At 42.8% G+C, this 24,255-nt stretch carries 21 protein-coding genes; 7 read left to right on the forward strand and 14 right to left on the reverse strand.

All coding sequences use genetic code 11. From position 1 onward, the window contains the following. Nucleotides 1-8: 8 nt before the first annotated feature. From METVE_RS0105400 to METVE_RS0105415, 4 genes are read left to right on the forward strand one after another with little or no spacing between them, the layout of a single operon-like run. Nucleotides 9-398: a type IV pilus modification PilV family protein gene (locus METVE_RS0105400; protein WP_232415399.1), complete on the forward strand. Its 390-nt coding sequence runs from the start codon at nucleotides 9-11 to the stop codon at nucleotides 396-398. Further along, a complete protein-coding gene (locus METVE_RS0105405; RefSeq protein WP_020167433.1) occupies nucleotides 395-1,510 on the forward strand; it encodes a PilW family protein in 1,116 nt (371 codons plus the stop codon). Before METVE_RS0105400 ends, METVE_RS0105405 begins: the two co-directional genes overlap by 4 nt. Then, nucleotides 1,510-2,130, forward strand: coding sequence for a pilus assembly PilX family protein (locus tag METVE_RS0105410; RefSeq protein WP_020167434.1), 621 nt, complete (start codon nucleotides 1,510-1,512; stop codon nucleotides 2,128-2,130). Before METVE_RS0105405 ends, METVE_RS0105410 begins: the two co-directional genes overlap by 1 nt. 9 nt (nucleotides 2,131-2,139) lie before the next feature. Next, complete coding sequence (locus tag METVE_RS0105415) at nucleotides 2,140-6,369, forward strand: pilus assembly protein (protein ID WP_020167435.1); 4,230 nt, start codon at nucleotides 2,140-2,142, stop codon at nucleotides 6,367-6,369. Between the two features lie 97 nt (nucleotides 6,370-6,466). Here the strand turns inward: METVE_RS0105415 and METVE_RS0105420 are convergent, their stop codons facing one another. From METVE_RS0105420 to METVE_RS0105480, 13 genes are all read right to left on the reverse strand, one after another. Then, the gene (locus METVE_RS0105420) at nucleotides 6,467-7,510 is read right to left on the reverse strand and encodes an FAD:protein FMN transferase (protein WP_020167436.1); all 1,044 of its coding nucleotides are present in this window, start codon (nucleotides 7,508-7,510) and stop codon (nucleotides 6,467-6,469) included. A 41-nt stretch (nucleotides 7,511-7,551) separates the two neighbouring features. Beyond that, entirely contained in the window at nucleotides 7,552-8,502 is a 951-nt protein-coding gene (gene gshB, locus METVE_RS0105425; protein ID WP_020167437.1) for a glutathione synthase, read from the reverse strand. A 44-nt stretch (nucleotides 8,503-8,546) separates the two neighbouring features. Next, nucleotides 8,547-9,842, reverse strand: a complete 1,296-nt coding sequence (gene gshA, locus METVE_RS0105430) for a glutamate--cysteine ligase (protein WP_020167438.1) — start codon at nucleotides 9,840-9,842, stop codon at nucleotides 8,547-8,549. A gap of 40 nt (nucleotides 9,843-9,882) precedes the next feature. After that, entirely contained in the window at nucleotides 9,883-10,893 is a 1,011-nt protein-coding gene (gene lipA, locus METVE_RS0105435) for a lipoyl synthase (RefSeq protein WP_020167439.1), read from the reverse strand. Next, nucleotides 10,886-11,536: a lipoyl(octanoyl) transferase LipB gene (gene lipB / locus METVE_RS0105440; RefSeq protein ID WP_020167440.1), complete on the reverse strand. Its 651-nt coding sequence runs from the start codon at nucleotides 11,534-11,536 to the stop codon at nucleotides 10,886-10,888. The genes lipA and lipB overlap by 8 nt, the downstream gene beginning before the upstream one ends. Nucleotides 11,537-11,584: 48 nt before the next feature. After that, entirely contained in the window at nucleotides 11,585-11,884 is a 300-nt protein-coding gene (locus METVE_RS0105445) for an HP0495 family protein (RefSeq protein ID WP_020167441.1), read from the reverse strand. Nucleotides 11,885-11,904: 20 nt separating this feature from the next. Further along, nucleotides 11,905-13,044, reverse strand: a complete 1,140-nt coding sequence (locus METVE_RS0105450; protein ID WP_020167442.1) for a D-alanyl-D-alanine carboxypeptidase family protein — start codon at nucleotides 13,042-13,044, stop codon at nucleotides 11,905-11,907. A 132-nt stretch (nucleotides 13,045-13,176) separates the two neighbouring features. Continuing rightward, nucleotides 13,177-14,190, reverse strand: coding sequence for a septal ring lytic transglycosylase RlpA family protein (locus METVE_RS0105455; protein WP_020167443.1), 1,014 nt, complete (start codon nucleotides 14,188-14,190; stop codon nucleotides 13,177-13,179). Nucleotides 14,191-14,256: 66 nt separating this feature from the next. Beyond that, nucleotides 14,257-15,354, reverse strand: coding sequence for a rod shape-determining protein RodA (gene rodA, locus METVE_RS0105460; protein ID WP_020167444.1), 1,098 nt, complete (start codon nucleotides 15,352-15,354; stop codon nucleotides 14,257-14,259). Nucleotides 15,355-15,398: 44 nt separating this feature from the next. Further along, the gene (gene mrdA / locus METVE_RS0105465) at nucleotides 15,399-17,369 is read right to left on the reverse strand and encodes a penicillin-binding protein 2 (RefSeq protein ID WP_020167445.1); all 1,971 of its coding nucleotides are present in this window, start codon (nucleotides 17,367-17,369) and stop codon (nucleotides 15,399-15,401) included. A 30-nt stretch (nucleotides 17,370-17,399) separates the two neighbouring features. Continuing rightward, nucleotides 17,400-17,873 (reverse strand): rod shape-determining protein MreD, encoded by a 474-nt coding sequence (gene mreD, locus METVE_RS0105470; RefSeq protein WP_020167446.1) that lies wholly within the window; start codon nucleotides 17,871-17,873, stop codon nucleotides 17,400-17,402. Then, complete coding sequence (gene mreC, locus METVE_RS0105475; protein WP_020167447.1) at nucleotides 17,860-18,942, reverse strand: rod shape-determining protein MreC; 1,083 nt, start codon at nucleotides 18,940-18,942, stop codon at nucleotides 17,860-17,862. Before mreC ends, mreD begins: the two co-directional genes overlap by 14 nt. Nucleotides 18,943-18,974: 32 nt before the next feature. Beyond that, the gene (locus METVE_RS0105480; protein WP_020167448.1) at nucleotides 18,975-20,018 is read right to left on the reverse strand and encodes a rod shape-determining protein; all 1,044 of its coding nucleotides are present in this window, start codon (nucleotides 20,016-20,018) and stop codon (nucleotides 18,975-18,977) included. Nucleotides 20,019-20,223: 205 nt separating this feature from the next. Here METVE_RS0105480 and gatC point away from each other — a divergent pair, with 205 nt between their 5' ends. Genes gatC through gatB form a run of 3 tightly spaced genes read left to right on the forward strand, consistent with a single transcriptional unit; the run spans nucleotide 20,224 to nucleotide 23,514 of the window. Then, the gene (gene gatC / locus METVE_RS0105485; protein WP_020167449.1) at nucleotides 20,224-20,538 is read left to right on the forward strand and encodes an Asp-tRNA(Asn)/Glu-tRNA(Gln) amidotransferase subunit GatC; all 315 of its coding nucleotides are present in this window, start codon (nucleotides 20,224-20,226) and stop codon (nucleotides 20,536-20,538) included. A gap of 8 nt (nucleotides 20,539-20,546) precedes the next feature. Next, the gene (gene gatA / locus METVE_RS0105490; RefSeq protein ID WP_020167450.1) at nucleotides 20,547-22,028 is read left to right on the forward strand and encodes an Asp-tRNA(Asn)/Glu-tRNA(Gln) amidotransferase subunit GatA; all 1,482 of its coding nucleotides are present in this window, start codon (nucleotides 20,547-20,549) and stop codon (nucleotides 22,026-22,028) included. A gap of 1 nt (nucleotide 22,029) precedes the next feature. Beyond that, nucleotides 22,030-23,514: an Asp-tRNA(Asn)/Glu-tRNA(Gln) amidotransferase subunit GatB gene (gene gatB / locus METVE_RS0105495; protein ID WP_020167451.1), complete on the forward strand. Its 1,485-nt coding sequence runs from the start codon at nucleotides 22,030-22,032 to the stop codon at nucleotides 23,512-23,514. 82 nt (nucleotides 23,515-23,596) lie between these two features. On the opposite strand, the gene METVE_RS0105500 is transcribed toward gatB, so the two are convergent. After that, nucleotides 23,597-24,244 carry a DUF4124 domain-containing protein gene (locus METVE_RS0105500; protein WP_020167452.1) on the reverse strand — a complete coding sequence of 216 codons (648 nt, stop codon included), beginning with the start codon at nucleotides 24,242-24,244 and terminating at the stop codon, nucleotides 23,597-23,599. Nucleotides 24,245-24,255 lie beyond the last annotated feature (11 nt).

Consider the following 24,255-nt stretch of genomic DNA (forward strand, 5'->3'; position numbering starts at 1 on the left):
ATAATCGAATGCTTCAACGTGTCAATTCTTCGCGCGCCTTACAAAAAGGAGCTATTTTATTAGAGGCGTTAATAGCGGTCGTTATATTTTCTTTTGGCATACTGGCGTTGGCAGGTTTACAAAGCTTAATGATAAAAAATACAGACGATGCTAAATATCGTGCCGAAGCGACATTTATTGCGCAGCAAAAATTAGGGGAAATTTGGACTAACGCGCAAAACTTTGGCAGCCTTGCGGATTACATTGTTGATGAGCCTGTTACCCAATTACCCAATGGCAATCGCACAGTAGTAGTTTCGCCAGAGCGAGTTGTGACGGTTAGTGTAAGTTGGCAGTTACCAGGTTCAGCACTTCCTCATACCTACTCAACAAATGCGAGAATTGAGGGAATTGAATGATGCTCAATTGTAAAAATACGCATAAAAATCAAAAGAGGACTCGCCAAGGTAATGCTAGCCAAAACGGTTTTAGCTTAGTAGAGTTGATGGTTGGTTTGGTGATTGGCTTGTTGGCAACATTAGTGATTGTTCAGGTTTTTTCTGTGTTTGAGGGGCGTAAGCGTAGTACATCTGGAACATCGGATGCGCAAACCAATGGCAGTATTGCGTTAATGAGCATTCAGCGTGATGTGCAAATGGCTGGTTACGGACTGCCATTACCCATGGCGGATAAGGAAAATAGTTCGCTTAAATGTGCAGCATTTGCAGATTTTGATCCCGATAATGATACAACAACGAATAATAGTACTAACTTATTTCCACTGGTTATTGTAGACGGTGCAAGCAACGCAAGTGACACGATAACGGTGCGATTTAGCACTACAGCAGTTGGTGCAACCCCTGTTTTCATTTTGAATGCGGCAAATGCTACCTCAAATACCGGCATGGTACTTGCCAATAATATTGGCTGTAACAATAATGATATTGCACTGATTAGCAGTGGTAACAATTGCATGATGGCAACAGTTGCAGATGCGAATGGTAATCCAAATACACCAAGAAATTTGGCATTAAGTGCAGCGACACCTACAGGCGGACCTTTAGTAACTGGCGCCAAGTTTGCCTGCATGGGCAACTGGCAAAACTACACTTACCAAATTGTAAACAATGAGCTGCGTTTAAATGGACGGCCGATAGTTTCTGAAGTGGTGAATATGCAGGCGCAATATGGTGTTTCATCTGCTGCGGATAGTAACCAAGTAAATGAATGGGTAAATGCAACTGGCACCACATGGACCACACCAACGATAGCCAATCGTAATCGCATAAAAGCGATTAGAGTGGCTGTGGTTGTACGAAACGGCTTAATGGAAAAAGAAACGGTCAGTACTGCGTGTAGCTCAATTACTGCTACCAATCCCACTGGTGTGTGCGCTTGGGACGGTTCTGTTTTTGGTGAGGCACCAGAGATTGATTTAACTGGTACAACTAATTGGGATAGGTACCGCTACAGAGTTTTTGAAACTATCATTCCAATGCGCAATATGCTTTGGTCAAGAGAGGCGCTGTAATGCTTAATCAGCAAAATTCTTTAAATAAAAACAAACAAAGCGGCGTTGTATTATTTATTGCGCTGATTGCTTTAGTTGTGATGTCTTTGGCGGCGGCGGCTTTAATCCGTTCTGTAGATACAAATACCTTAATTACAGGTAATTTAGCTTTTAAACAATCTGCAATTGTTTCGTCAGACCGCGGCGTAGAAACGGCTGTTGGATGGTTAAATGCACAAGCCATTGCAGATGTGGCTAGTTTAAATGTGGATAGCGTTGGCAATGGTTATTTTTCTACTTTTGATGCATTAGATTTAGACGATCGAACAGTTTTAAGAGCCGCTGCCACCTGGGCAAACAATAGTGCCGTTGCTTCAGGTGTAAATATTACAGCGGGTAGAGAAACCGATACTGGTAACGAGATACGTTATATTGTTCAACGCATGTGTCGTGAACCAAACGTGGCTCCGAATGTGGATGACTGTCAGTTTGGTGCTGGGAATGACAGCACTGGTAGCATTGGTGGCGATCATGATCTTATGCTTGATCTTAGCCCTCTACCAAGCCCGATGTACAGAATTACCGTTAGAGTTGCTGGGCCAAAAAACACCGTGAGCTATACGCAAACGTACACCTATTAGGAGTTAACCATGTCGCATCATCTGTATAAAATTTTTAGTTTTGCGTTGCCAATAATTGCGCTGGTGTTTTCTGCCTTTCCATCTGTTTCTTTGCAGGCTGCCCCTTTAGATTTAGCGACAATCCCTTTATCTAATAGCCCATCAGTACCCATTCAGTCTAATTTGTTATTTATATTCGATGACTCAGGTAGTATGTCTTGGAACTATATGCCAGATAGTATAGCAACTGATTTCGAAGCATGTGAAGAAAATACAGATTTCCGCTTATGCAGAAATTCGAGCATTAACACTATTTATTATAATCCTGCCATACGGTATTTACCGCCCGCGAATTTTACGTCAGGGGGGATAAACACTGCCGTCTATCCTAGCCAAACCGGCATAGATGCAACGAGTGGTGCAAGCACAGCCAGCAAACCAAATTGGCAAGCAGTAAAACTTGACGCTTATCGCACCCTAGCTTCCTCTGCTATATATACGCATTGTCCAGTAAGTGGACAGAGTTCTAATTTAACAAACTGCGCCAATTATTTTACTACCTTGCCAGGTGAGTTTTGTACTAAGTCCGATCTGAAAGATTGTGCAGCTCAATCAGTAGCATCTGTTACACGGCCATTCCCAGCTCCAGCTAGGTGGTGTAGTGATGCTAATTTAGCAAGAAATTTAGCTAGTCCTGCATATGTCACAGGCACTACACTTGCCAATAGTAGTGGTTGTCAAGCAACGAATGTAAGTCCATTTACAAATTTGCGCTCACCCGGATTAATTGTAGCAACAATTACTTTTAGCTCTAGTAACAGCCGTACCATTACCAATGTTAAAGTTGGCGGTCAAATAATTACCTCTGCCGCAACAGCCTCTACAAATACAAGTAATAATGCTTCACAAACGGCCGCTAATATTAATGCCTGTACCGCTGCAATCACTGGGCAATGTCAGGTTGCTGGTTACAGTGCAACGGTGTCATCTACCTATGTTCTTACCATCACTGCGCCAGCAATCGCGACACCCTATCCAACAGCTGTTGTTACTGCCTCTAATACTACTAATGCGCCTACCGTTACCGCGTTTGCAAAAGCAACACACCCTATATTAGGGGGTGCTAATAACGCTCCAGGTCAAACAGTGTTTAGCGTGATAAACAACACTACCGCCAGCTATAACTATCCTGGCACAGTTGCCAAAGCAGATGGGCGTTCAGATTGTGGTGCTAGCTGTAGCTATGTGCAAGAAATGACCAACTATGCCAATTGGTATACCTACTACCGCACCCGTACACTAATGATGAAAACCTCAACCAGCCTAGCGTTTAAAGACATTGGCGATGATTTTAGAGTAGGGTTTATGGCGACTTCAGCAGTTCCCGCGCGCTCATTAAACTTTGCACGCTTTAACACCAACCAAAAAACGCTTTGGTATGCTAAGTTATTTAGTACGCCCAGTGATAAAAGCACGCCATTACGTGGCGCCCTTTCTAGGGCAGGGCTCATCTATGCGAATAAATCCACAGGTGGCAGTGTATTTAGTGACCCAGTTGAGTACGAGTGCCAGCAAAACTTTGCCTTATTGACTACCGACGGTTTTTGGAATGTTGGTGATGAAACTTCTTCATATGGTCCTTATGGACTCACAGGAACTGAGGTTGGCAATTTAGATAGCGGAACGAGCGTTCCTTTAGGGATGCGAGAGGGAGCAGGTGTACTTTCTGCTAGCAATTCCCTGGCCGATGTCGCTAAGTATTATCGTGACACCGATTTACGTACCAATGCACTGAATAATTGTACGGGTGCGTTGGGTGAAGGGGTTTGTGTCACACCTTCAACGTCAACATCTCCGCCTAATGAGAAACAGACCATGGTGACGCTTACCATGGGCTTGGGTGTGGATGGATTACTTTCTTACACCACAAATTATGAAAGATTGCCAGGCGATTATGCCGATATTAAAGCAGGCAGTAAAAATTGGCCTAAACCTGTTCAGAACACTATCACTGCTGTAGATGACCTATGGCACGCGGCTGTAAACGGCGGTGGTACGTATTTTAGTGCTAAAAATCCGTTAGATGTGGTAAGTCAACTTAGGCAAGCAATTGCGTCCATTAAAGTAAAAACTGGTACAGGCTCGGCCGCTGCTGCTAGTACATTAAGCCCAGTTGGCGGCGATAACTTTTCTTATGTGGGTAGTTATATTACTGGCGAATGGATTGGTAATCTGGAAACAAGAACAATTAATCTGACCACGGGAGAGGTCAGCCGCTCAGCTACCAGTTGTGTAGAAGATATTGTACCAGTCGATACGTGCGCAAGTCCTTCTAGCATCGCCAGTAATGGATCAGGCGGTTACAACTGTGTGACACCAGGCGTAACTAATGCAGATAACTGCTCCGGCACATTAGATGGCACAAATTGTAAAGTGCCTGTGGATGCTTCTTGTTCGGGTACTTTAAAAAACAAGGTATCTGCGTTCACTAGTAGTGCCAGAAACATTTACATGAATGTAGGCGGTACATTACAAGGCTTTGATTACGCGAATTTAACTATGGCTCAAAGGCAATATTTTGATACGCCTTGGTTGACCGCAAATTTAACCCAATGGCCTACCTTAACAACTGACCAGCAAACTAATGCTACTGGTGCCAATTTGGTGAAATATTTACGCGGCGAAACTGGTTATGACTTAAATTCACCCACGCCAGCCAATAGAGTGTTCCGCAATCGGTTAGCGACTTTGGGTGATTTAGTCCATGCCAACCCCATCTTTACTGCGCCACCAAGGCTGCAATATGGTGATCCTGGCTACCAAGCATTTAAAGCAGCAAAAGCTGGGCGCAGAAAAATGGTATATGTAGGTGCCAACGATGGTATGTTGCACGCATTCAGAGCAGATACTTTGGAAGAAATGTGGGCATATGTTCCTACTATGGTATTACCAAATATGTGGAAACTAGCAGATAGTAATTACAGCGCGAAACATGCCTATTATTTAGATGGTGTTATTGCTACTACCGATATTTGTACAGCAAACTGTTCATCAACAACTGCTACCTGGAAAACGATTTTAGTAGCAGGTTTGGGTGGTGGTGGTCGTGGGTATGTTGCATTAGATGTGACTAACCCAGCCAATCCGCCGACATTAATGTGGGAGTTTGATGCAAAAAATGCATCTACATTAAAAAATGATCCTAACCTAGGTTATAGCTTTGGCAACCCAATAATCACAAAGCGCAATATTGATGGTAAATGGGTGGTGTTATTCACCTCTGGTTATAACAACGTTTCAGATAACGATGCTTTTTATAACCTAACAACTACAAAGTTTAAACCAAATAACCCTGCTATCTACACCGCTGGAAACGGTGGCGGTTACTTGTTTGTTCTGGATGCTGCAAGTGGCGATAAGCTACAAGCTATTCCTACCTTAAATAGCCCAGGTGTTAATGCTGGCACTACTACCAGCCCTAGTGGGCTGGGTAAAATTATCTCTTTAGATTTAACTTCTAATGTAAATAAAAATACAACTTATGTTTATGGTGGTGACTTATTAGGCAACTTATGGCGTTTTGATATTAATACTAATGTAGCCGTAAAACTGGCTGAGTTAAAAGCAGGGACGATTGCTCAGCCTATTACCACAGCGCCTGAACTAGGTTTGATAAAAGGTAAAGTAGTCGTGTTTATCGGTACGGGTAAATATTTGGAAGTAGCTGACCTTAGCAACTCAGATCAACAAACCATTTATGCAATTAAAGATGAGTTTACCAGTACACCTTTGATTAATCCTCGTGCTAGCTTAGTGCCGCAAACAATTGTGCCAAGTGGTGCGGATAACCGTAAAAGTGGAACGGCCAACTCTGTTAACTTTACGACAGGCAGAGGTTGGTATGTTGATTTGCCTGATTCACGCGAACGTGTGAATATTGACCCTCAACTTGTATTAGGTACTTTGCTTATTCCAACGGCCGTTCCAGAGTCGACGGCTTGTCAGCCGGAAGGATACGGTTGGTTTAATTACTTGGATTACAAAACGGGCGGGGCGGTCATTCCAGGATCCGGTTTAGTATCTCATCGATTAAGCGCTCCTAGTGGTGGTTTTAACACACTTAATATTGGTGGCGAGGGAGTAGTGGAAAATCAACCAGTAAGTGGTAAAGATCAAGAAACAATTAACGATATTCCGTTTAATAGTAGTGCCACCGGCTTTGCAACGAAGCGATCAATCTGGCGTGAGATTATTGATTAAGCTATTTTTAAAATTATAAAGGACTGATGAGGTTGGTTTATTTCTTATCAGTCTAGCGATACAAGCATCATTTATTTATCAAGATTAAATTGATATGTTAAGGCTGGGTTTGGCTAACATGTTGCGCAGTGCTTGGCTCAATCCAGGTAAGACGTTTAACCATTGGCGGACTAATAAAAATCTTATCGTTCGATTCAATCACTAAATAATTTTCCACGCCCATATCTTTGGCTGCTTGGCTGCGTAATCCTGGTTTCGCAATAAAAATTGGTATGGTTGCAACGTCTGACAGTGTGCCTGCATTGCTTTGGGGCGGGACTAGTACAGTAACAGCTTGTGTGTCTTGTGCTGGGTAGCCAGTTACAGGGTCAATAATATGGCTATAACGCTTACCTTTTAGTTTAAAATAACGTTGGTAATCACCTGATGTGCTGATTGCCCAGCCACTTTCTAAATCCAATTTAGCGATGGCGTTTGGCTTACGTGGATGTTGAATGCTGACACGCCATGGTTTATCACCATGTTTGCCAAGTGCTATAAAGTTACCGCCAATATTAATTAATGCGTTTTTAACACCATGTTCGCGTAAAAATACTAGGGTAGTATCCAGCGCGTAGCCTTTTATGTATTCGTCCAAATCTAAGCGAACGCTAGGGTTTGTGCTGGAAATTTTGCCATTTTTAATGACAATATCTACCATCTGCGGATTGCCTTTAACTAGGCTTTGAATTTTATTATCGTTAATTTTGATGGGTTTAACTTCGTCTTTGTGAAAGCCCCAAGCATCAATTAATCCACCAATAGCTGGATTAAAAGCCCCTTTCGATTGAATAGAAAATGACGTTGCATCAGAAATAATTGCGGCAACATCGGGCTTAACAGTCACTGGCAAATTATCATTTTTAAAGGCATGATTTAGCGCCCTAATTTCACTGGGGCGCCATGCGTGCAGACGGTTGTGCAAATCTTGAAAATTACGAATGATTTCATTGGCTAAAGCTGCCGCATCTTCCTCTTGCTCGCCGTATATCGTGATAGCTACTTCAGTGCCGAATACATAGCTTTGCGTCGTATGAATGAGCTCAGGTTTGCTACAACTTGATAGCAAAGAACCAAAAACCAGAAGCAGGAATAAACGCATAGTCGCTACTATAACGCGACTTGTTTACGACTGGCAAATTGTTAACGAATTGTTTCAAGCTCTGTGATAAAAATTTGCGCGGGATTACACGGTTTATTTAAATCTTTGGTTTGCGCTGCAATTTCTACCATACCAGTGGGGCTGGTGACATTAATCTCGGTTAGGTAATCGCCAATTACATCAAGGCCAACTAAAAACAAGCCTTCTTTTTTAAGCGTTTTACCCACGGTGGTAGCAATTTCTAAATCGCGCGCAGTTAGTGCTTGTGCAACGCCTGTACCGCCAGCGGCCAAATTTCCACGTGTTTCACCCAGCTTGGGAATGCGTGCTAAGGCAAATGGTAATGGCTCACCATTGATCACGATAATGCGCTTATCGCCTTGTAAAATCGCTGGTAGATAACGCTGAACCATTACAGTTTTTGTGCCAAATAGTGTCGATATTTCCAAAACAACGCCAATATTAGGATCCGATTCAGTCAATCTAAATATACCTGTTCCGCCCATACCATCTAGCGGCTTAACAATAATATCTTGATGCTGGGTTAAAAATTTGCGAATCAAATCATTGTTTGCGGTAACCAAAAATTCTGGTGTAAATTGCGGAAATTTTGCAGTAGATAATTTCTCATTCCAACTGCGCACGGCTGTTGGATTATTAATGATGCGCGCGCCTTGGTTTGCTGCTAATTCTAACAAATAGGTGCTGTATAAATATTCATTATCAAACGGCGGGTCTTTACGCATCAAAATCGCGTCGAATTCTTTGGGTAACGCCACATACTTAACTCCTAATTCAAACCAATTTTCAGTTTGCGTAAAGTTAAATGTATTTACTTGAATGTGTACAGTTTCATTCTGTAAAAACACATCGTGTTGTTCGCATACAAACAACTCATGTCCACGCACCGCCGCTTCACGCATGATCGCGATGCTAGTGTCTTTGTAGCTTTTTAAGCTGGCTAATGGGTCAAGTATGAAAAGCAGTTTCATATGATTGATATATTCTTACGCATCTATTTATTGTAAATTTAATGCTATAAATTTAACGGATCAGTTTCTTGCAACTCAATTGCCGCTGCCAATAAAGCTAATCGTGCAACAACGCCATAAGCATAAAAACGGTTAGGTATTGTATCTGGTGCACCAGTGCAATCGGGCAAGCTACAAGGCTTTTCAAAAGCTAGTGGCTCAAAATGCGAGCCAGGCGCATTTAAGTTTTCATCCACACCGCGCCCATTATGTACGCGATAAAAACCACCAATGACAAAATGATCCATCATATAAACCACAGGCTCAGCTACCGCATCGTTAATGCTCTCAAAGGTATATACGCCTTCTTGGATAATCACTTCGCTCACTTGCTGACCTTCTTTAATCACCGACATTTTATTGCGTGCTTTACGATTTAAATCGCGTACATCGTCAGGTGATTTAACCGTCATAATACCCATGCCATAAGTGCCAGCATCGGCTTTTACAATGACAAATGGTTCTTGCGTGACGCCATATTCTGTATATTTTGCTTTAATCTTGGTGAGCAATTCATCTACTTTTGCGGCTAAACATTCTTCGCCAGTGCGTGCATGAAAGTCAATTTCCCCACAGGTTTCAAAATAAGGATTTAATAACCAATCATCAATATCCAAAAGTTTGGAAAATTCAGCAACAACACGGTTGTAAGCTTCAAAATGCGTCGATTTTCGTCTAACGTGCCAACCTGCGTGTAGCGGTGGAATCAAATCTTGCTCAAGATTTTTCAGTATATCTGGTACACCACCGGATAGATCGTTATTCAACAAAATCGCACAGCTATCAAAATCACCCAATTCTTTATTGATTAACTTAATGCGATTTTTAACGCGCACCACTGGCTCAAGCAATAGCTTTTGTCCATCATGTGCTTCTAATAAAGTAGGTTCAGTGATTTCAGGTGAAATGCTACCTACGCGTACATCTAAACCTGCGGCTTTCATGATGTTCACTAGCTCAATTACATTGCGCAGATAATAAGTATTGCGTGTGTGATTTTCTGGAATAATCATCAAGCGATGTGCTTCAGGGCAGATTTTTTCCACCGCAACTTGTGCAGCTTGCACACTTAAACTTAAAAATTCTGGATTCAGATTATTGAATCCACCTGGAAATAAATTCGTATCCACAGGCGCTAATTTAAAACCAGAATTGCGTAAATCAACCGAAGCATAAAATGGTGATGCATATTCCAGCCATTGAGAGCGAAACCAATGCTCAATTTTCGGCATGTCTTGTAGCATGCGTGTTTCTAAGCTAAGTAGTGGGCCGCTGAGTGCGGTTGTTAAATGTGGAACCATGGAAAATCCCTAACGATATGATTGGTCTGTATAGCTTTTATTATGGCGCGATTTGTTTGCTCTGCACAGTTTCTATACCATGTTGCGCTTGCAAATCCGCGTGATAGCTACTTCTTACCATGGGGCCACTGGCAGCATTATTAAAGCCCATTGCATCGGCTTTTTGTTTTAAATCAGCAAAAGTGTCCGGTGTCACATAACGCATCACTGGTAAATGATGTACGCTTGGCTGTAAATACTGCCCTAGCGTTAGCATGCTAACGTTGTGCGCGCGCAAGTCTTGCATCACTTGTAATATCTCATCATCGGTTTCGCCTAAACCAAGCATTAAGCCAGATTTAGTTGGAATGTGTGGATACATTTCAGAAAATATTTTAAGCAAAGTCAGCGAGTTTTGATAATCTGAACCAGGGCGCGCTTGTTTATATAAACGTGGCACCGTTTCAAGATTGTGGTTCATCACATCGGGCGGCGCTTTGCGTAAAATTTCCAATGCCACATCCAGTCGGCCACGGAAATCTGGCACTAAAATTTCAATTTTGATTTGTGGCGAAGCTTTGCGTACCGCGTGAATGCAGTCGACAAAATGTTGAGCGCCGCCATCTTTTAAATCATCACGATCAACGGAGGTGATCACTACATATTTCAAGCGCATTTGCGCAATGGTGCGCGCTAAATTAGCGGGTTCATTCACATCCGGCGGCAAAGGTTTACCATGCGCAACATCGCAGAATGGGCAGCGGCGTGTACAAATATCACCCAGAATCATAAACGTAGCAGTGCCGCCACTGAAGCATTCACCAATATTGGGACAACTTGCTTCTTCACAAACGGTATGTAAATTGTTTTCACGCAGAATCTGTTTAATCTCTTGAAAGCGCGCGCTATCTGGCACTTTCATGCGTATCCATTCTGGCTTACGCAACATGGGCATTGGGATGATTTTGATAGGAATTCGCGCAGTTTTTTCTGCATCAATCTGCTTAACACCGGCGATTTTTTTAGGTGTTGGGCTATTAATAACTGGCTCGTTAATAATCATTTCAGGCATGTGTTAATTTTTCTTTAAGTAATTGCAATAAAGCTGCACCTAATTGTTGTGGCGTTTGATTAACACCTAGGTCTTTAGTTTGCGTCATTTGCAGGCCAGCATAACCACAAGGATCAATCGCAGAAAAAGGTGATAAATCCATATTCACATTTAAACTTAAGCCATGATAACAGCAATTATTTTTTAATCTTAGTCCTAGCGAGGCGATTTTTTTTTGATGGTTATCAATTGTTACATACACGCCAGGCGCGTCATTTTTAGTTGTGCTTTTAATTTGATAGGTAGCGAGCAATTCAATGATACTGGTTTCGATGATATGCACCAATTGGCGTACGTTTAAGTGATGACGTTTTAGATCCAACAGGCAATAAATAATCACCTGCCCAATGCCATGATAAGTGATTTTACCGCCGCGATCGACCAGTGCGACTGGGATTTGATTGTCTGGCAGGCGTACGTTTTTGCGGTTTAAGCCTAAAGTGTAAACGCTATCATGCTCGGTTAACCATAATTCATCAGGAGTTTCGGCCGTTCTATTCGCCGTAAAAGTTTGCATTGCGGCGAGCGTGTATTGGTAATCCGTGCGACCTAAATCGCGGATGATGACATCGGGAAACATTAAAGCAGGATTGGATAGTTGCATGGCTGGAGAATTTCCATGGATGCACCATTTGATGGCGCAATTAAATGATTACAGCACAACTTTTACCATCGGATGGCTAGTTAAGGCGCGATAAATATCATCTAATTGCGGTTTGGAAGTGACATAAACCATGCAAGTAAGGCTGATATATTTACCACCAGAACTACCACGCATCTCAATATTTGCGGCATCAAAATCTGGGAGTAATTGCCGTATTGTCTTAATGACTTCATCGGTAAAGTCGGCATGTGTTTCACCCATTACCTTAATCGGAAAATCACAAGGAAACTCGATTAAAGTTTCAGGGCTATTCACTACAACATTTGGATTGGGTAAATCTTCTGCCATTTTTAAGTTAACTATTTAATTTATTGCAACATTAAACGGATACTATCGGCAATTCTGCCAAAGAATCCAGCTTGCTCAACAGAACGGGCGGCAAATAACTTTTGTTCGTTGATGATTTTTCCATCCAGTGTAAAAGTGATTTTTCCAATCACTTGACCAACTTTAATAGGTGCAATCAGCGGCTGTTGGCTGGTCATGCTGGCTTTTACTTTTGCATAATCACCTTTTGGTAAAGTCAGGTAAAAGTCTTTGGCAACGGTGGCCGCGACGGTTTTTTCTTGGCCTTTAAATACGCGTAAGTTATTAATGGTTTGTGCTTGTTTATAAACCAATGTCGATTCGTAAAACTGAAAGCCATAATTCAACAATTTTTGGCTTTCGCTGGCGCGCATTGATTCGCTGACTGCGCCTAATACTACAGAAACCAAGCGTGTGTCACCGCGTTTTGATGAGGAAATTAAGCAGTAACCAGCGCTCTCAGTGTGGCCAGTTTTCATGCCATCTACGTTGGCATCCAGCCACAATAAACGATTGCGATTTGGCTGCGTGATTTTGTTATAGGTGTATTCTTTAACCGAGTAAAGACGGCGATATTCCAGCGGAAAATCGCGAATTAATGCAGATGCTAACAGTGCCAAATCATTCGCTGTCGTGTAATGATTGCTATCTGGTAAGCCAGTCGCATTCATATAATGCGTATTTTTCATGCCGAGTTTTGCGGCCTGTTTGTTCATCATATCGGCAAATTGTTCTTCCGCACCAGCAACACCTTCCGCCAATGCAATCGATGAATCATTACCGGATTGAATAATCGTGCCATGCAAAAGCTCATCTACTGTCACGGGTTTATTCGGCTCAATAAACATTTTAGAGCCTTCCACTTTCCAAGCTTTTTCTGATACAGGCAGTATTTGTTCTAACTTTAAATGTCCTTGCTGAATCGCGCTAAATACCACGTAAGCCGTCATGATTTTAGTCAGCGATGCTGGCTCGATGCGCTCATCTTTTTTGTAAGAGGCGATTGCAGTACCGCTGTTAAAGTCCTGCAACAGATAGGCTTTTACCGCCAGTGTTGGTGGGGGCGCAATTTGTGCAGCCAAAGTTGCTGTGCTTGAAAATAGCAAGCTGGTGAAAAGTGATAGGTAGAGTGAGATACGCATAGTTTTAATTAAATAATCTTGTATTAAATAGTTTTTTTGGTTTTATAAATTGTATAAATTTAAAGGTTAAGTAGTTTTATTAGATAACTTTAAATGCATGCTAGTGAGTTGAATGGTTAGATGAAAATCTACTTATTGATTAACAATAATAGCAGACAAATTCAGCTCTCTACGAATTTTAGCGGCAGTTAAATCAGCATCCGATTTATTGTCATAAGGGCCTAATTTCAGCCGATAAAGACCATTATTATACACGCTGTTAATACCCACATTTGGTGCAATTTGTAACGTCTGAATTTTTTTAGTCAGTGACTCTGCATTCACTTCATTCTTAAAAGCGCCTGCTTGCACAAAGTATTGAATCGTTGTGGATGTAGTATTTGCAGCCTGCGAAGTGGTGCTAATAGTCGTCGTTACCTGCCCGTTTGTTTGCGAACTGGTTTGAATATTCGTTTGATTTGGCTGTGTTATTGCTGGCGTAGATTGTGCTGCAGTAGATTGAGTTGGTGAATCTGGAGTTTGTGTAGCTTGGGTATAACTTGACACATTTTTCGGATCAATCGCTTCTACTTCTACCAACGTGCTGCCTGTGGATGTAAATCGCAATTTGTATGCGGCCGCATAAGATAAATCGATAATGCGACTGCTTTTAAATGGACCTCTATCATTCACGCGCACAATCACAAAACGTCCGTTTGCAGGATTAGTGACTTTAGCGTAACTCGGTAAAGGTAAGGTAGTGTGCGCGGCGGACATGCTGTACATATCATAGACTTCGCCGCTAGAAGTTTTTCTGCCATGGTAACGTTTGCCATACCACGATGCGACGCCGCGTTCTTTGTATGGTTGCCAAGTTGTCATTGGCTTGTAAGTTGCGCCTAGTGCTTTGTAAGGCTTATTGGCACGGTCTAAATACGGTTCGTTCTTAGGCGTTGCGTTAGGAATGCTATCAATATCTGTAGGTGGATTATCGCCAGGCCCATCGTCTAAATAATAACCACCAGATTTAGGCGTTGTAACGGTACTGTTTGGTTGGCTGATTGTTTTCTTAGCAGGCGATGGTTCTGAAGGTTTTGTTGTGTTTGATCCGCCACAAGCGTATAAGAAAACCGTACATAGCATGATTAACAGGCTGTTTTTTTGCATTAATTGCTGTCCTTAAATATTGATTCTTATCTGTTTTGCTTTATTAAAACTAGTACTGATTAGTCATTAGCCTGAGGCAACCAGTTTTTTATGTGTGCGAATACTCATTAAAATACCGAAGCAAATAAATAACGAAACCATTGATGTACCGCCATAGCTAATCAAAGGCAGAGGCACGCCGACCACAGGCAATATACCACTCACCATGCCGATGTTGACGAAGGCATAAGTAAAGAAGGTTAGTGTAATGCTACCTGCAAGCAATCGGCTAAACGTCGTTTGCGCTTGGCCTGCAATCACTAAACCGCGTGCGATGATTAAACTGAACAAAACTAACAGCAATAAGTTCCCGATTAAGCCAAATTCTTCGCCGAATACTGCAAAAATAAAATCAGTGGTGCGCTCTGGTAAAAAATCCAACTGCGATTGTGTGCCGTTGAGCCAGCCTTTGCCAGTGACACCGCCTGAGCCTAATGCAATGGTTGCTTGTATGGTGTGATAGCCGGCGCCCAAAGGGTCTTGCGTTGGATCAATTAGAATTTCGATTCTTTTACGTTGATAGTCATGCAACATTGACCAGAAAATAGGCGCCAATGCACCAATGCTCACCGCGCCGCCAAGTAGAAATTTCCAGCTGAGGCCGGCTAAAAATAATACATAAAAGCCCGACGCCGTAATCATTAACGAAGTGCCTAAATCAGGTTGTTTCATGATTAATGCGACAGGCGTTATCAATAAGACGGCCGCAATTATAAAGTCTTGAATGCGTGGACTGGCTTCCCGCTTTGCAAAGAACCATGCCAGCATCATCGGTGCGGCAATACGCATGATTTCTGAAGGCTGGATTTTAGTAAAACCTAAGTTTAACCAGCGGCGCGCACCATGGCTAATATCGCCAAATAATGCCACGCAAATCAGTAATAACACGCCAAGAATATAAGCAGGTACCGCAATGCGCTCCAGTAGTTGGGGCTGAATATTGGCGACAAGCGACATAGCGACAAGTGCTACGCCAATATTAATCAGTTGCGAGCTGATACGATTAAAGCTCTGACCAGAGGCGCTATACAGCACAAATAAGCCGACCAGCAATGTGAACAATAAACAGCTGATTAAAAATGAATCGATATGCTTAAAAAAACCTTGTATCAGTTTACTAAGCATGAAAAATCTCAGTTCTAATCAAAATGCTAAGCCTAGTTTTAATGCTAGTCATGCAGTTCTTCTTCCTCTGGAATTTGAGTTGTGCTGCCATCTAACGGATTAACCGTCATTGCATTTGGCACAGCGACAGGTGGCTGCCCATCTTTAGGTACATCGACAGCAGGCAGTTTGCCTAATAAATAATAATCCATCACTTTTCGTGCAATTGGCCCAGCTGTAGAGCCGCCATGCCTGCCGTTTTCAACAATCACAGCCACTGCAATAGTTGGATTTTCTGCTGGTGCATAAGCGATAAACAAGGCATGGTCGAGATGCCGCTCATTCATTAATTTTTCGTTATACTTTTCATTCTGTCTAATGCCAATCACTTGCGCAGTACCCGTTTTGGCGGCAATGCTGTAACCAGCATTTGCACCCACCGCCACAGCTGTTCCGCCTGGTAGAGTCACATCAATCATGCCCTGCCTGACGATATCTAAATTAGCATCATTTAACACAATTTTATCGTTAATAAAATTGGCAGTTGCTGTACTGACACCTGTTTTAGTATTAGTAATCGCTGACACCAAATGCGGGCGCATGGCCACACCTTTGTTCGCTAAAATAGCAGTCGCTTGCGCCAGTTGCATGGGTGTTGTTAATGTGTAGCCTTGACCAATACCAACAATAACGGTTTCGCCCTTATACCAAGGTTGTTTAAAACGGCGTTGTTTCCACTCTGGTGTGGGTAATAAACCGCCCACTTCGCCTGCAATATCAATTCCGCTTTTACGGCCAAAACCAAAATGCCTGACAAAATCAGTGAGCTTTTCAATGCCTAATTCCATCGCCAGCCCGTAAAAAAACGTATCGCAAGAAATGGTAATCGCGCGTTGCATATCCACAACGCCATGACCACTTGGCTTCCAATCACGATAACGATGCGTACTATTGGGCAACGTAAAATAGCCGTTGTCATTGATACTGAAGGGCGGTTGGCGTTTCCCTGCCTCAAGCCCAGCTAGCGCAACAAAAGGTTTAAAAGTAGAGCCTGGCGGATAAATGCCGCGTAAAGGGCGGTTAATCAGCGGCTTATCCAGCGATTCATTCAGCAGTTTCCAGTTTTCGACATCAATGCCATCCACAAACAGATTCGGGTCAAATGTCGGCATGCTGACAAACGCTAACACTTCGCCTGTATTTGGTTTGATTGCAACCAGCGCGCCACGGCGTTCACCAAATGCCGCTTCCGCAATCTCTTGCAGTTTAATATCGGCTGCCAATACCAAGTTATTACCAGAAACTGGTGCCGTGCTAGAAAGCACGCGCACCGCTTTGCCATCGGCATCAATCTCTACTTGCTGAAAACCAGTCGTGCCATGCAATTCTGACTCATAAGATTGCTCTATGCCGCTTTTACCAATGTGGTCAGAGCCTTTGTAATTAGACAGCACTTCATTTTCGGCTAGTTTAACTAAATCTTTATCGTTAATGCGGCCAATGTAGCCAATCATATGTGCGCCCAACTTTCCTTGCGGATAATGGCGGAATAAGCGCGATTTAATCTCGACACCAGGAAAGCGGTAACGATTTACCGCAAATCTAGCGGCTTCGCCCTCATTTAAATGCGTGCGCAGCGGTATGCTTTCGAAAACGTGGCTTTGGGCTTTAAGCTTTTTGAAACGTTTCAAGTCAACGCTGCTCACTTCAACCAATTGAGCTAATTCAGCAATGGTGGCGTCTAAATTTTCTATTTTTGAAGGGGTGATTTCTAGAGTATAAACAAAAAAGTTATGCGCTAAAACCACGCCGTTTCTGTCGGTAATCAAGCCCCGATTAGGCGTAATGGGCACGATGGAAATACGATTATTTTCAGCCAAGGTTTGATAATAATCGTAGCGATTGATCTGCAGAAAATAAAATCGCGCGGCCAATATACTAAAAGCAATCAGGACGAATAGACCCAGTACGGTTAAGCGCACCCTGAAATTATGCAGCTCGTTTTGATAGTTTTTGATTTCGTTACTGTAGGCCATACGCTGCGCAAAAACCCGTTAAGACTGCCATTAAGACTTGGGACGCGTTATTGCGCCGAATAGCAATATCATCAATTGCCACAAGAGTAAACCAGAAATTACCGGCCAAAAATAATGTAAGCCAGGATTATCGTTGCCTTCAAATAGTTTTAACAGCAACATTAATACACGCTCAAACAGTAACAATGCAAATACGTAGCCAAGCAGTTGAAGTGGGTTGAATAATACTAATCTACGTTGATAACTTAACCCAATAAATGCGACCAAAGTGAAGCTGAGTGCATGCTGGCCCAGCAAACTACCTGTGGCTAAATCGACCAATAAACCCGCTATCCAAGCCGTGCCGATATTGCATAGATGCGGCGCGCGCAATAACCAATACAATATGACGATTAACATGAAATCAGGGCGAAAAATAATGCCTTGTCCAACCCATGGAAAAAGTTGGCACAATAATGCGATTAACAAAGTGGTATAAACGGCAACAAGGCTAGTTGGGCGCATTGGGCTTAACCTTGCTGTTTGGATTAACTTGGCTGTTAGGACTAACTTGATTATTAGGTGTAGTCAGGTTATTGGTCTGAGCTGGAATGTTCGGTTTAGATGCAGCAGAGCTATTAGTTGCTCTACTCGCTTTAGCTTTAGTTAAATCTGGTGTTTTAGAAACTGTCGGCGGATTAGTATTGGTTAATGTTTGTTTTGGCATCGCCTCTTTAGTAGACGGCAATTCTAAAACCAGTAGTTGCAAGTGGTTACTCACTTCTGCAACGGGCGTGCTAATGATTTTAGCAAAAGGCGATTCGGGATCTTGTAATATTTGCGTCACTTTTGCCACCGCTAAACCTGCTGGATAAATGCCATCGATGCCAGAAGTCACCAATGTATCGCCCACTTTAATATCGACATTGGTGGGCAAATAAGGAATATCCAGCGTATTGTCGCCTTCGCCAAATGCAATGGCGCGTAGCTGATTGCGTTCGATTTGGACTGGAATAGACAAAGCTTTATCGGTAATTAGTGTGACTTCGCTGCTAAACGGAAACACGCGAGTGACTTGACCAAGTACGCCTTTTGAATCAACCACTGCCTGACCAGCTTTGATATTGTGCTGGCTACCACGGTTAATCACCACCACGCGGCTAAATGGGTCACGTCCAGTGTGGGAAATCTCGCCCAAGATGGCTTTTGGCTGAATAGGAATGTCGCCATTCAGCAAGCTGCGCAAATGAGCATTTTCAGCTTCAATAGTATTTAATCGTTGTAATCTGACTTGATGTTCGAAAGCTTGTTGTTTGAGTGAATAATTTTCTTGCACCATTTCATTGTGCGCAGAAAAGTATTTATTTACGTCGCGTACCCAATTGCTGGGTGCATTGGCAACCATTTCTAAGGGATGCAACGCCGCGATAAACCCTTGACGTAGTTGCGAGAGATAATTTAAGCGCGCATCGATGGCCATAAAACTGATAGACAATGCACAAAAAAATACCGTGCGTGAAAACGCGCTGGCGCCGCGGACGAAAAAAGCTGGAGTTTGTTGAGGATCTAGCTTTTGATGAACACCTTTAAGCATGCCAATGCGAGTAATTGATTGATATCGATGAATTACTCATTCGCAAACACGTTACCAAGCTTGTCCATTTCTTCCAACGCTCGGCCACAGCCACGCGCAACGCAAGTCAGCGGATCTTCTGCCACAATCACTGGCAAACCAGTTTCTTCCACTAGCAAACGATCTAAATCGCGCAACAATGCGCCGCCGCCAGTTAATACCATGCCTTTTTCAGCGATGTCTGCACCCAGTTCAGGGGGCGTTTGTTCTAGCGCACCTTTTACTGCGCCTACAATTGAATTCAACGGTTCAGTTAAGGCTTCTAAAATCTCATTGCTAGAGATAGTAAATTTGCGCGGTAAGCCTTCAGCCAAATTGCGACCTGTTACTTCCATTTCTAATACTTCAGAACCTGGGAAAGCAGAGCCGATTCTTTTCTTAATCGCTTCAGCAGTTGGCTCGGAAATTTGCATGCCGTAATTGCGGCGAATGTAATCAATAATCGCTTGGTCAAATTTATCGCCGCCAACACGTTCTGATTTAGCGTAAACAATACCGCCTAATGAAATCACGCCAACTTCTGTTGTACCGCCACCAATATCCACCACCATCGAGCCGGTTGCTTCTGCAACTGGCATATCAGCACCAATGGCTGCAGCCATTGGTTCTTCAATGAGGAATACTTGTTTAGCGCCTGCGCGTTCAGCAGACTCTTTAATAGCACGACGTTCAACTTGGGTGGAGCCGACTGGCACACAAATAATAATGCGCGGGCTAGGTGAAAACCAACGTGATTCGTGTACTTTGCGAATGAAATATTTGAGCATTTGCTCAGTAATGGTGAAATCGGCAATCACGCCATCTTTCATTGGGCGAATCGCTTGAATATTTGCTGGTGCGCGGCCAAGCATGCCTTTGGCGTCTGAGCCAACTGCTAGTAATACTTTCTTGCCGTTTGGGCCGCCTTCTGTACGAATCGCCACTACTGACGGTTCATTGAGTACGATGCCTCTGCCACGCGCGTAGATTAACGTGTTTGCAGTACCCAAATCGATGGCTAAATCATTAGAAAAGTAACTGTTTATAAAACCAATCATATTGTTTATCCTGTGTTTTTGTATTGCGCCGTGCCAGTCGCCAATGCAACTTAAGCATGCTTAGAAATCAAGGTATAATAGCGTAAATTACAGCTAAAATTAAGCTGTAATTGAAGTTTATTATGGCAGTTTGTTACATACAGACGTCAAAACTTTTAAATTTTATTTAAAATAATTCCCTAAATTTTCAAATTGAACAGTTGTCATGGCTCTTAATATCACCGATATCAAACGCATTGCACATTTGGCGCGCTTAGAAATTAGCGAACAAGAAGCCAATCAAACACTCACAAAACTCACCGGTATTTTAGGCTTAATCGAGCAAATGCAGGCGGTTGATACCACTGGTATCACACCGATGTCGCATTCGCAAGATGTCGTGCAGCGCTTAAGAGCCGATGTCGTAACAGCCACTAATCAACGCGAAACGTTTCAAGCCAATGCACCGACTTTGGGTAATGGCTCAACTGAAAAAGCAGTGGATAGCGGCTTGTATTTAGTACCAAAAGTGATTGAATAGAATAAAAAATGATTAATAGCAGCCCTATAAATTCAAGCTTAAGCCAACTGAGCCAAATGTTGGCTAAAAAAGAAATTTCCAGCGTGGAATTGACGCAAACGTTCTTAGATCGTATTGCTAAACATAATCCCGCTATTAACGCTTATATTGCGTTAGATTCCGATAAAACATTGGCACAAGCAAGCGCCGCTGATGTACGTATCGCTAACGGTACAGCTGAGCCATTAACGGGAATTCCATTTGCACAGAAAGATATTTTTTGCGCCAAAGGCTGGCAGACTACTTGCGGTTCTAAAATGTTGGCGAACTTTATTGCACCTTACGATGCGCATGTGATTACACAATTTGACAACGCAGGCGCTGTTAATTTGGGTAAAACCAATATGGATGAATTCGCGATGGGTTCTTCTAACGAAACCAGCTATTTTGGCGGCGTTAAAAACCCGTGGGATTTTGATCGCGTACCAGGCGGCAGTTCAGGCGGCTCTGCTGCTGCTGTGGCTGCGCGTTTATGTGCGGCGGCGACTGGAACTGATACAGGCGGTTCAATCCGCCAGCCAGCGAGTTTGTGTGGTTTTACTGGTTTAAAGCCAACCTACGGTTTGGTTTCACGTTACGGCATGATCGCGTTCGCTTCTAGCTTAGACCAAGCAGGGCCAATGGCAAAAAGCGCGGAAGATTGTGCGTTGATGATGAATGTGATGACAGGTTTTGATGATCGCGATTCCACCAGTTTGAATCGCCCCAAAGAAGATTACACGCGCGGCTTAAGTAAAATAACAGGTGAGCAACCACTCAAAGGTTTACGCATTGGTTTGCCAAAAGAATATTTTGCCGATGGTTTAGACGCGAATGTAGCGAAAGTCGTGCAAGAAGCGATTGTTGAATATCGCAAGCTGGGCGCAGAAATGGTAGATATTTCACTGCCAAATAGTCAATTATCGATTCCTGTTTACTATGTACTCGCGCCGGCCGAAGCCAGTTCTAATCTGTCGCGTTACGATGGTGTGCGTTATGGACATCGTGCAGCGGAATATGATGATTTGATGGACATGTATATGAAAAGCCGCGCAGAAGGCTTTGGCGCGGAAGTGAAACGCCGCATTTTGATAGGTACTTATGTGTTAAGTGCTGGCTATTACGATGCTTACTATTTAAAAGCGCAGCAGATTCGCCGTTTAATTGCGCAAGATTTTACCGAAGCATTTAAACAATGTGATGTGATTATGGGGCCAACTGCGCCATCAACCGCGTTTAAAGCGGGCGAAAAAGCCGACGATCCTGTGGCGATGTATTTGCAAGACGTTTACACCATTGCCACCAATTTGGCAGGTTTGCCAGGCATGAGTATTCCTGCAGGTTTCTCGAATGGTTTGCCAGTGGGCTTGCAATTAATGGGTAATTATTTTGATGAAGCGCGCATGTTAGATGTAGCGCATGCTTATCAACAAGTGACAGATTGGCATCTCGCAATGCCAGAGGGTATTTAAGATGGAATGGGAAGTCGTCATCGGGCTAGAAACCCACACGCAATTGCGTACCAACACTAAGATTTTCAGTGGCGCATCTATTCAATATGGTGCTGCGCCGAATACGCAAGCAGATGAAGTTAGCACAGCTTTGCCAGGCGTATTGCCTGTGTTAAATAAACAAGCGGTGGAATGCGCGATTAAATTTGGCTTGGCAATTAATGCCGACATTCCAGCACGCTCAGTATTTTCACGCAAAAATTACTTTTATCCAGACTTGCCTAAGGGTTATCAAATCAGCCAGTTTGAGTTGCCTGTGGTTGGCAAAGGTGCAGTGACGATTCAAGTACCAGCTAACGGCAAAAACGCCGCTTATGAAAAAGTAATCAACATCACGCGTGCGCATTTAGAAGAAGATGCGGGCAAATCAGTTCACGGCGCAGTTGAAGGCATGAGTGGCATCGATTTAAACCGTGCAGGCACGCCATTGTTAGAGATTGTGACTGAGCCCGATATGCGCAGCGCAGCAGAAGCGGTGGCTTATGCCAAAAAACTGCATGAGCTAGTGCAATGGATTGATATTTGCGACGGCAATATGCAAGAAGGCAGTTTTCGCTGCGATGTAAACGTTTCTGTACGTCCAAAAGGTCAGGAAAAATTTGGTACGCGGCGCGAGATTAAAAACCTGAACTCATTCAAATTTATGACGCAGGCGATTGAGTATGAAACACGCTGGCAAATTGAAACGCTAGAAGACGGCGGCACGATTCAACAAGCAACGGTTTTATTTAACCCTGATACGGGTGAAACAAAAGCCATGCGCTCTAAAGAAGAAGCGAACGATTACCGCTATTTTCCTGACCCAGATTTGTTGCCTTTAGAAGTTACCGCCGCTGATAAAGCGCGCGTGCAAGCCACGATGCCAGAATTGCCAGAAGCAATGAAAGCAAGATTTGAGGCGGAATATGGGTTAAGTAGTTACGATGCCGCAGCATTGACTGCCAGCCGTGAATTGGCGGATTACTTTACCACAACTGTAAATGCTGGTGCAGAAGCAAAGCCAGCCGCCAATTGGGTAATGGGTGCAATAATGGCTAGACTAAATGCTGAAGAAAAATCAATTACGGATTGCCCTGTATCACCAAACATTTTAGCTGCATTAATTAAGTTGATTGCTAGTGGAAAAATTAGCAACAAAATTGCCAAAGATACTGTTTTACCTGCATTGTGGACTGTTGTCGTAGGACGCTTTAGTCTAACAAGTCCTGAAGACGGTGTATTGATGATGGTAAATGAATTAGGAGTTGTGCAAATTAGCGATTCAAGTGAGGTTGAACTCATTATTGATGAGGTATTAGCGGCTAATCAAGCGATGGTGGAAGAGTTTAAAGCGGGCAAAGAAAAAGCGTTTAATGCGCTAGTGGGTCAAGCCATGAAAGCCAGTAAAGGTAAGGCAAACCCAGCGCAGGTGAATGAGATTTTAAAGAAAAAACTCACAGCTAGTTAATTTGAATATCTGTTTAAATATTAGGTTAAGTCATTTATTTAAATTGAAATACTTAACCATTATTTGATGGCAATTTTTTGAGCTATTGAACGCTTAAGCTAGCCGCCATCGCAGGTTCATTTGTATTAAAGTTGTTTTGTTTCAGTGCTATAAAGCGATTTTTTTCTTCCGCATAACGTTTACGCGTCGCGTCCATATTTTGTTTACGTTTCGCAATTTGCTGATTAATGTTATCCATCTCAAGTTGCGATTGTTTCAACTCTTCCACTAACGTAGCTGGTAAAGCTTTGTTTTTAGCCTTTAAAGTTTGCGCGGTTTTGTTGTTGCTCTCATTGCTACGTAACATATTTTTTTTACGTTGAGCGAGTGATTGCAAAGCCGCGTAATCCGTTTCTAAATTGCGTTCGCAAGCCAAATCGATTTCATTTGCGTTAGTGTAAGACGCTAATAACACTTTATCAGCGCGTTGCTGCGCTAATTTTTCCTGCTGTTTTTGCTGGTCTACAACATTTTTTTGGTCGGCTCTTACATTCTGTTTAATCACAATACCGTTATTGCGTATTTCGGTGTTGCTACGGCCAGCTTCTTGAGACGGCAATTTATCGCTGTAATGCGTCACGCCATCACTATCTTTCCACTTCACAATTTTATTAGTATCGGCAATTGCAGAAATAGACAACAGACTAAAACTGGTACTTAACAGTAAAATAAAAGTAATTTTTTTCATCATTTTATTCAGTC

Origin of the sequence: Methylotenera versatilis 79, assembly GCF_000384375.1 — a bacterium.
GTDB lineage: Bacteria > Pseudomonadota > Gammaproteobacteria > Burkholderiales > Methylophilaceae > Methylotenera_A > Methylotenera_A versatilis_B.

Excerpts from the sequence above, each read along its gene's own strand:
- METVE_RS0105400 (WP_232415399.1), top strand. The coding sequence starts at position 9 with ATGCTTCAACGTGTCAATTCTTCGCGCGCCTTACAAAAAGGAGCTATT.
- METVE_RS0105405 (WP_020167433.1), top strand. The coding sequence starts at position 395 with ATGATGCTCAATTGTAAAAATACGCATAAAAATCAAAAGAGGACTCGC.
- METVE_RS0105410 (WP_020167434.1), top strand. The coding sequence starts at position 1,510 with ATGCTTAATCAGCAAAATTCTTTAAATAAAAACAAACAAAGCGGCGTT.
- METVE_RS0105415 (WP_020167435.1), top strand. The coding sequence starts at position 2,140 with ATGTCGCATCATCTGTATAAAATTTTTAGTTTTGCGTTGCCAATAATT.
- METVE_RS0105420 (WP_020167436.1), bottom strand. The coding sequence starts at position 7,510 with ATGCGTTTATTCCTGCTTCTGGTTTTTGGTTCTTTGCTATCAAGTTGT.
- gshB (WP_020167437.1), bottom strand. The coding sequence starts at position 8,502 with ATGAAACTGCTTTTCATACTTGACCCATTAGCCAGCTTAAAAAGCTAC.
- gshA (WP_020167438.1), bottom strand. The coding sequence starts at position 9,842 with ATGGTTCCACATTTAACAACCGCACTCAGCGGCCCACTACTTAGCTTA.
- lipA (WP_020167439.1), bottom strand. The coding sequence starts at position 10,893 with ATGCCTGAAATGATTATTAACGAGCCAGTTATTAATAGCCCAACACCT.
- lipB (WP_020167440.1), bottom strand. The coding sequence starts at position 11,536 with ATGCAACTATCCAATCCTGCTTTAATGTTTCCCGATGTCATCATCCGC.
- METVE_RS0105445 (WP_020167441.1), bottom strand. The coding sequence starts at position 11,884 with ATGGCAGAAGATTTACCCAATCCAAATGTTGTAGTGAATAGCCCTGAA.
- METVE_RS0105450 (WP_020167442.1), bottom strand. The coding sequence starts at position 13,044 with ATGCGTATCTCACTCTACCTATCACTTTTCACCAGCTTGCTATTTTCA.
- METVE_RS0105455 (WP_020167443.1), bottom strand. The coding sequence starts at position 14,190 with ATGCAAAAAAACAGCCTGTTAATCATGCTATGTACGGTTTTCTTATAC.
- rodA (WP_020167444.1), bottom strand. The coding sequence starts at position 15,354 with ATGCTTAGTAAACTGATACAAGGTTTTTTTAAGCATATCGATTCATTT.
- mrdA (WP_020167445.1), bottom strand. The coding sequence starts at position 17,369 with ATGGCCTACAGTAACGAAATCAAAAACTATCAAAACGAGCTGCATAAT.
- mreD (WP_020167446.1), bottom strand. The coding sequence starts at position 17,873 with ATGCGCCCAACTAGCCTTGTTGCCGTTTATACCACTTTGTTAATCGCA.
- mreC (WP_020167447.1), bottom strand. The coding sequence starts at position 18,942 with ATGCTTAAAGGTGTTCATCAAAAGCTAGATCCTCAACAAACTCCAGCT.
- METVE_RS0105480 (WP_020167448.1), bottom strand. The coding sequence starts at position 20,018 with ATGATTGGTTTTATAAACAGTTACTTTTCTAATGATTTAGCCATCGAT.
- gatC (WP_020167449.1), top strand. The coding sequence starts at position 20,224 with ATGGCTCTTAATATCACCGATATCAAACGCATTGCACATTTGGCGCGC.
- gatA (WP_020167450.1), top strand. The coding sequence starts at position 20,547 with ATGATTAATAGCAGCCCTATAAATTCAAGCTTAAGCCAACTGAGCCAA.
- gatB (WP_020167451.1), top strand. The coding sequence starts at position 22,030 with ATGGAATGGGAAGTCGTCATCGGGCTAGAAACCCACACGCAATTGCGT.
- METVE_RS0105500 (WP_020167452.1), bottom strand. The coding sequence starts at position 24,244 with ATGATGAAAAAAATTACTTTTATTTTACTGTTAAGTACCAGTTTTAGT.